Origin of the sequence: Streptomyces sp. NPDC058221 (genome assembly GCF_042882365.1) — a bacterium.
In the GTDB taxonomy this organism is placed as follows: Bacteria; Actinomycetota; Actinomycetes; order Streptomycetales; family Streptomycetaceae; genus Streptomyces.
This window is the reverse complement of record NZ_JBHVWF010000257.1, coordinates 1-5,985: the sequence shown is the minus strand read 5'-3', so window position 1 is coordinate 5,985 and position 5,985 is coordinate 1. Positions and strand designations below refer to the sequence as shown.

The 5,985-nt window shown below is 68.5% G+C and carries 2 protein-coding genes; both read left to right on the top strand.

The genetic code is table 11. The features are described from left to right. Positions 1 to 21: 21 nt before the first annotated feature. Positions 22 to 4,932, top strand: a complete 4,911-nt coding sequence (locus ACFVW8_RS38045; RefSeq protein ID WP_389698441.1) for an SDR family NAD(P)-dependent oxidoreductase — start codon at positions 22 to 24, stop codon at positions 4,930 to 4,932. Positions 4,933 to 4,948: 16 nt separating this feature from the next. Continuing rightward, positions 4,949 to 5,985 (top strand): beta-ketoacyl synthase N-terminal-like domain-containing protein (locus ACFVW8_RS38040; RefSeq protein ID WP_389698439.1); only part of this gene is annotated, 1,037 nt, incomplete at its 3' end.

Below are 5,985 nucleotides of genomic sequence, written 5' to 3'. Positions count from 1 at the left end.
TCGCGGTATGTGGATTGGTCGTTGGAGGATGTGTTGTGGGGGCGTGAGGGTGCGGCGTCGTTGGACCGGGTGGATGTGGTGCAGCCGGTTCTGTTCTCGGTGATGGTGTCGTTGGCTGCGTTGTGGAAGTCGTACGGTGTGCGGCCGGCCGCTGTGGTGGGTCATTCGCAGGGGGAGATCGCTGCCGCGTATGTGGCGGGTGCGCTCGGTCTCGACGACGCCGCCCGCATCGTCGCCCTCCGCAGCAAGGTCCTGCGCAGTCTGGCCGGGAGCGGCGGAATGGTGTCAGTGACGCTTCCCGTGACCGATGTCGAAACCCGTTACACGGCCACCGACCGGGACCTCGGAGTCGCCGCCGTCAACGGCCCCTCCTCGACCGTGGTCTCCGGTGCGCCCGAGGCCCTCGACCGTCTGATGGCTGCCTGCGAGAAGGACGCCGTCCAGGCACGGCGGATCCCGGTGGACTACGCCTCGCACTCACCGCAGGTCGAGGTGATTCACGAAGAGCTGCTGGACCTGCTCGCCGGCATCACACCCAGTGCGCCCGACGTGCCGTTCTACTCCACCCTCACCGGTGGACTCCTCCCTGCCGACCGGGCGCTGGACGCCGACTACTGGTACGACAACCTCCGCCACACCGTCCGCTTCGAGGAGGCAACGCGCAGCCTCATCGGCACCGGACACCACCTGTTCATCGAGGCCAGCGCCCACCCCGTCCTCACCTTCGGTGTCGACGAGACGCTGGAGTCGGCCGGGGTGAGCGGCGCGGCCGTCGGCAGCCTGCGCCGTGACGAGGGGGGACGGGAACGCTTCTTCGCCTCGGTGGCCGAGGCCTGGGTGAACGGGGCGGAGGTGAAGTGGCCGGTGCTGTTCGAGGGGTGCCGGGCGAAGAAGGTGACGCTGCCCACGTACGCGTTCCAGAGGGACCGCTACTGGCTCGACGTCCCGGCAGAGACAGGGGACGTCGGGTCGGTCGGACTGACCACATCGCAGCACGGGCTGGTGGGCGCGGCAGTCGAACTGGCCGGCGGTCAGGGCACGGTGTTCACCGGCCTCCTGTCCTGCGCCACCCACCCCTGGTTGGCCGATCACGAGGTCGGAGGTGCGGTTCTGCTGCCGGGCGCCGGGTTCGTCGAACTCGCGCTGCACGCCGCCGAGCAGGTGGGTTGCGGCACGGTCGAGGAACTCACGATCGAGGCACCGCTGGTGCTGGGCCCCGGAAGGGAAGCGGTCCGGATACAGGTCATGACAGGGGACGACGACGGCAAGGGCCGCCGCTCCGTCACGGTCCACTCGCGGTCCGCAGACGACGGACAGGCCGCGGACGCGCCCTGGACCAGGCATGCGACCGGCATCCTCGCCACAGCAGACACGGAGAACGACTCCGCGCAGCCCAGCGCCGAACCCACCGCATGGCCGCCGGCCGGGGCCCGATTGCTGCCCGTCGACGACGCCTACGACCTCCTCGCGGACATCGGATTCACCTACGGCCCGGCCTTCCAGGGGCTGCGGGCCGCATGGCGGCTGGACGGAAACACGTACGCGGAGATCAGCCTGCCCGACGACGTCCCGGCGACGGGCTTCGGCATCCACCCGGGGCTGCTCGACAGCGCCCTGCACCCGCTGGCGCTCGCGACCGGGGACGACGACGCGTCCGATCAGGTGATGCTGCCGTTCTCCTGGAGCGGGATACGCCTGCACGCCGACGAAGCACGGGACCTGCGGGTCAGTGTGACGTCCGCGGGCACCGACACTGTTTCCCTTAGGCTCGACGATATCGAGGGCGCCCCCGTCCTCACTGTCGAATCGCTCACGGCACGGCCCATCCCGCTGGACGAACTGCGACGTGCCGCGGCGTCCCCGTCGTCGGCCAAGGGGACCGACCAGTTGTTCCAGGTCGACTGGACCGGCATATCCGATCTGCCGGAGGCGGACGGCCACGTCGTCCCGGACGCGACCGTCCCGGACGCGACCGGTCCCGACCGGGAGGGATTCGACGCGGCACTGCTCGGCGACGACCCGTTCGGCCTCACCGAGGCCCTGAGCGCGGCGCTCGGCGGAGCAAGCCCGGCAGCCTTCCCCGACCTGGCCGCACTCGGAGAGGCCGTCGCCTCAGGCCTGCCGCTGCCCGTGGACGTCCTGTTCACCGTCCCCCCACGCCCGGCGGACACCGATCCCGCAACCGGTGCGCACGACACAGCAGCCCGGGTGCTCGCCCTGGCACAGGAGTGGCTGGCCGACGAACGGTTCGCCGGTGCACGGCTGGTCGTCGTGACCCGGGACGCCGTGGCCGTTCACGGTGGTGAGCACACCGCCGCTCCCGACGCGTCCGCGGTCTGGGGCCTCCTGCGCTCCGCCCAGTCGGAAGAGCCCGGACGGTTCGGTCTCCTCGACCTGGACTCCCAGACCGAGTCGGCCGCCGCTCTGCCGGCAGCACTGAGAAGCGGAGAACCTCAACTCGCCGTGCGCCACGGGGTCGTACAGGCGGCTCGACTGGCCAGGGCCGACACCTCCACGGTCCTCGCACCGCCCGAGGGCGAACCGACCTGGAGGCTGAATCTCACCGGCAAGGGAGGACTTGAGGGCCTGGCCTTCGACGCCTGCCCCGAGGTCCGGGAACCGCTGCGGTCCGGATACGTACGGATCGCCGTGCGAGCGGCCGGACTGAACTTCCGGGACATTCTCCTGGCTCTTGGCATGGTGCCGGACGACGAACGCCCGGCGGCGGGCGAAGGATCCGGTGTCGTCCTGGAAGTCGGTCCAGGAGTCAGCGCCTTCGCCCCGGGAGACCGTGTCATGGGCCTCATGTCGGGCGGCATGGGGCCGATCACCGTGGCCGACGCGCGCCTGCTCGCCCCGATGCCCAAGGGCTTCTCCTTCGCCGAGGCCGCCGGCCTGCCGGTCGTGTTCCTTACCGCCTACTACGGCCTCGCCGACCTCGCCGGAATCAGGGCAGGGGAATCCCTTCTGCTGCACGCTGCGACCGGCGGTGTCGGCATGGCCGCACTCCAGCTCGCCCAGCACTGGGGCGTAGAGGTGTACGGCACGGCCAGTCCGGGCAAGTGGGCCACGCTGCGGGCGCTCGGCCTGGACGACGCGCATATCGCGTCGTCGCGGGAACTGGACTTCGAGCAGCAGTTCCTCCACGCGACAGATGGCCAGGGCGTGAACGTCGTGCTCAATTCCCTGGCCCGGGAGTACATCGACGCCTCCCTGCGCCTGTTGCCGCGCGGCGGTCGCTTTCTGGAGATGGGCAAGACCGACATCCGCGACGCACAGGAGATCGCCGCTGAGTACTCGGACGTCCACTACCAGGTGTACGACGTGCTGGACGCGGGCCCTGACCGCATCCAGGAAATGCTGACCGAGCTCGTCTGGCTGTTCGACAGTGGGGCGCTCCGGCCGCTTCCCGTCACCGCGTGGGACATCCACCGGGCACCCGAAGCCTTCCGACACTTCAGCCAGGCCAAACACACCGGCAAGATCGTGCTCACCCTGCCTGCCCCCAGCAACCCCGAGGGCACCACGATCATCACGGGAGGCACCGGAACTCTCGGAAGCCTGCTTGCACGGCACCTGGTCTCCGAGCACGGCGTGAAGCATCTGCTGCTCAGCAGCCGACGCGGCCGGGATGCGGACGGGGCCGACGACCTCGTAGACGAACTGATCACACTGGGCGCCGAAACCGTGACGATTGCCGCCTGCGACGTCGCCGACAGGGACCAGCTCGCGGACATGCTCGACTCCGTACCCGAGGAACATCCGCTCACCGCCGTCATACACGCTGCCGGTGTGATCGACGACGCGGTCATTCCCGGCCTCAACCCGACGCGACTCGACACCGTGTTCCGGCCCAAACTTGACGCGGCCTGGCATCTGCACGAACTCACCCGCGATCTCGACCTGTCCGCCTTCGTGCTCTTCTCCTCCCTGGCCGGCACGCTCGGCACAGCGGGGCAGGCCAACTATGCGGCCGCCAACGCGTTCCTCGACTCCCTCGCTCAGGACCGGCACTCGAACGGACTCGCGGCGACTTCGCTCGCCTGGGGACTGTGGGAGGAAGCCAGCACCATGACCGGGCACCTGGACGAGGCAGCCCGCACGAGGCTGGAACGCGCCGGGGCCCGGAAGCTCACCAACGAGCAGGGTCTTGCACTCTTCGACGCCGCCTACGCAAGTCACCAGGCGGTCCTGGTCACCGCACCCTTGGACACGGCCGCGCTCCGCACCACCGACCCGTCGGCCCTGCCGCACATGGTGCGCTCTCTCGTCCGTACCCCAGCACGACGCGTGGCAGCGGGCCGCCGCACCGCACCGGTCGCAGGCGGCGAACAGACATGGTCCGCAAGGCTGGCAGGACTGAAGCAGGCCCAGCAGCGTGCGCTGCTCCTGGAACTGGTACGGACCCATGTGGCGGCAGTGCTCGGCCACTCCTCACCCGGAAGCGTCGTCGCCGACCGTGCTTTCAAGGAGATCGGCTTCGACTCCCTGACAGCGGTCGAACTGCGCAACCGCCTCAAGGGGGCGACGGGGCTGCCTCTGGCGGCAACGCTCGTATTCGACCACCCGACGCCGGCCGCACTCGCCGAGCAGCTGCGTGAGCAACTGGCACCACCGGCCATCGGGGGAACCGGCACGGTTGCCGCGGTCCTCGCCGAACTCAGCAGGCTTGAGAACTCGCTGGACCGAGCGGCTCCCGGGGCGCCCGCCCTGGAGGATCCGGCGGTCGACGGGGTCCTTACGGACGAAGAGACGTACACCGAACTCACCACCCGGCTACAGGACGTCCTGGTCAAGCTCGGCAACGTACGGGACGCCCTGGGCGACGACGCCGGCAACGATGCCGACAGCGACGTCGTCAACGAAAAGATCACATCTGCCAGCGATGACGAGATCTTCGACTTCATCGACAACGAGCTCGGAATCTCCTGAAGGGGCTGACCAGGTCATGGCCAACAATGAGCAGAAGCTGCGCGAGTACCTGAAGCGCGTCACCACCGACCTGCACCAGACCCGTCAGCGTCTGCGGGACGCGGAGGCGGAGGTCGAGGGCAGGGATCAGGAACCGATCGCGGTGGTAGCGATGAGTTGCCGGTTCCCGGGTGGGGTTTCGTCTCCCGAGGAGTTGTGGGAACTGCTGGAGCGGGGCGAGGACGCGATCGGAGAGTTTCCCGACAACCGTGGCTGGGACCGCGACGCGCTCTACGACCCCGACCCGGAGACAGTGGGGACGACCTACTGCACCACCGGCGGCTTTCTTGACGAGGCAGACCAGTTCGACGCTGCCTTCTTCGGCATCAGCCCTCGCGAGGCCGAGGCCATCGACCCCCAGCAGCGGTTGCTGCTGGAGACGTCATGGGAACTGCTGGAGCGCGCCCGAATCCGCCCCGAGGACATCAAGGGCAGCCGCACCGGTGTGTTCGTCGGAGTCATCTCGCAGAACTACGGCTCCCAGCTCAGCGAACCTTCCGAGGACCATGAGGGATACCTCCTCACGGGCACCACATCGAGTGTGGCGTCGGGCCGTATTTCGTACACGTTTGGTTTTGAGGGGCCGGCGGTGACGATTGACACGGCGTGCTCTTCGTCCTTGGTCGCTGTGCACCTGGCTGCGCAGGCACTGCGCAGTGGTGAGTGCAGCATGGCTTTGGCTGGTGGTTCCACTGTGATGTCGACTCCGGGCATATTCACGGAGTTTGCTCGGCAGCGTGGTCTGGCTGTGGATGGTCGGTGCAAGGCGTTTTCGGATGGTGCGGATGGTACGGGGTTTGCTGAGGGTGCGGGGTTGTTGTTGTTGGAGCGGTTGTCGGATGCGCGGGCGAATGGGCATCGGGTGTTGGCGGTGGTGCGGGGTTCGGCGGTGAATCAGGATGGTGCGTCCAATGGTCTGACGGCGCCGAATGGTCCGTCGCAGCAGCGGGTGATTCGTCAGGCGTTGGCGAGTGCGGGGTTGTCTGTGGGGGATGTGGATGTGGTGGAGGGGCA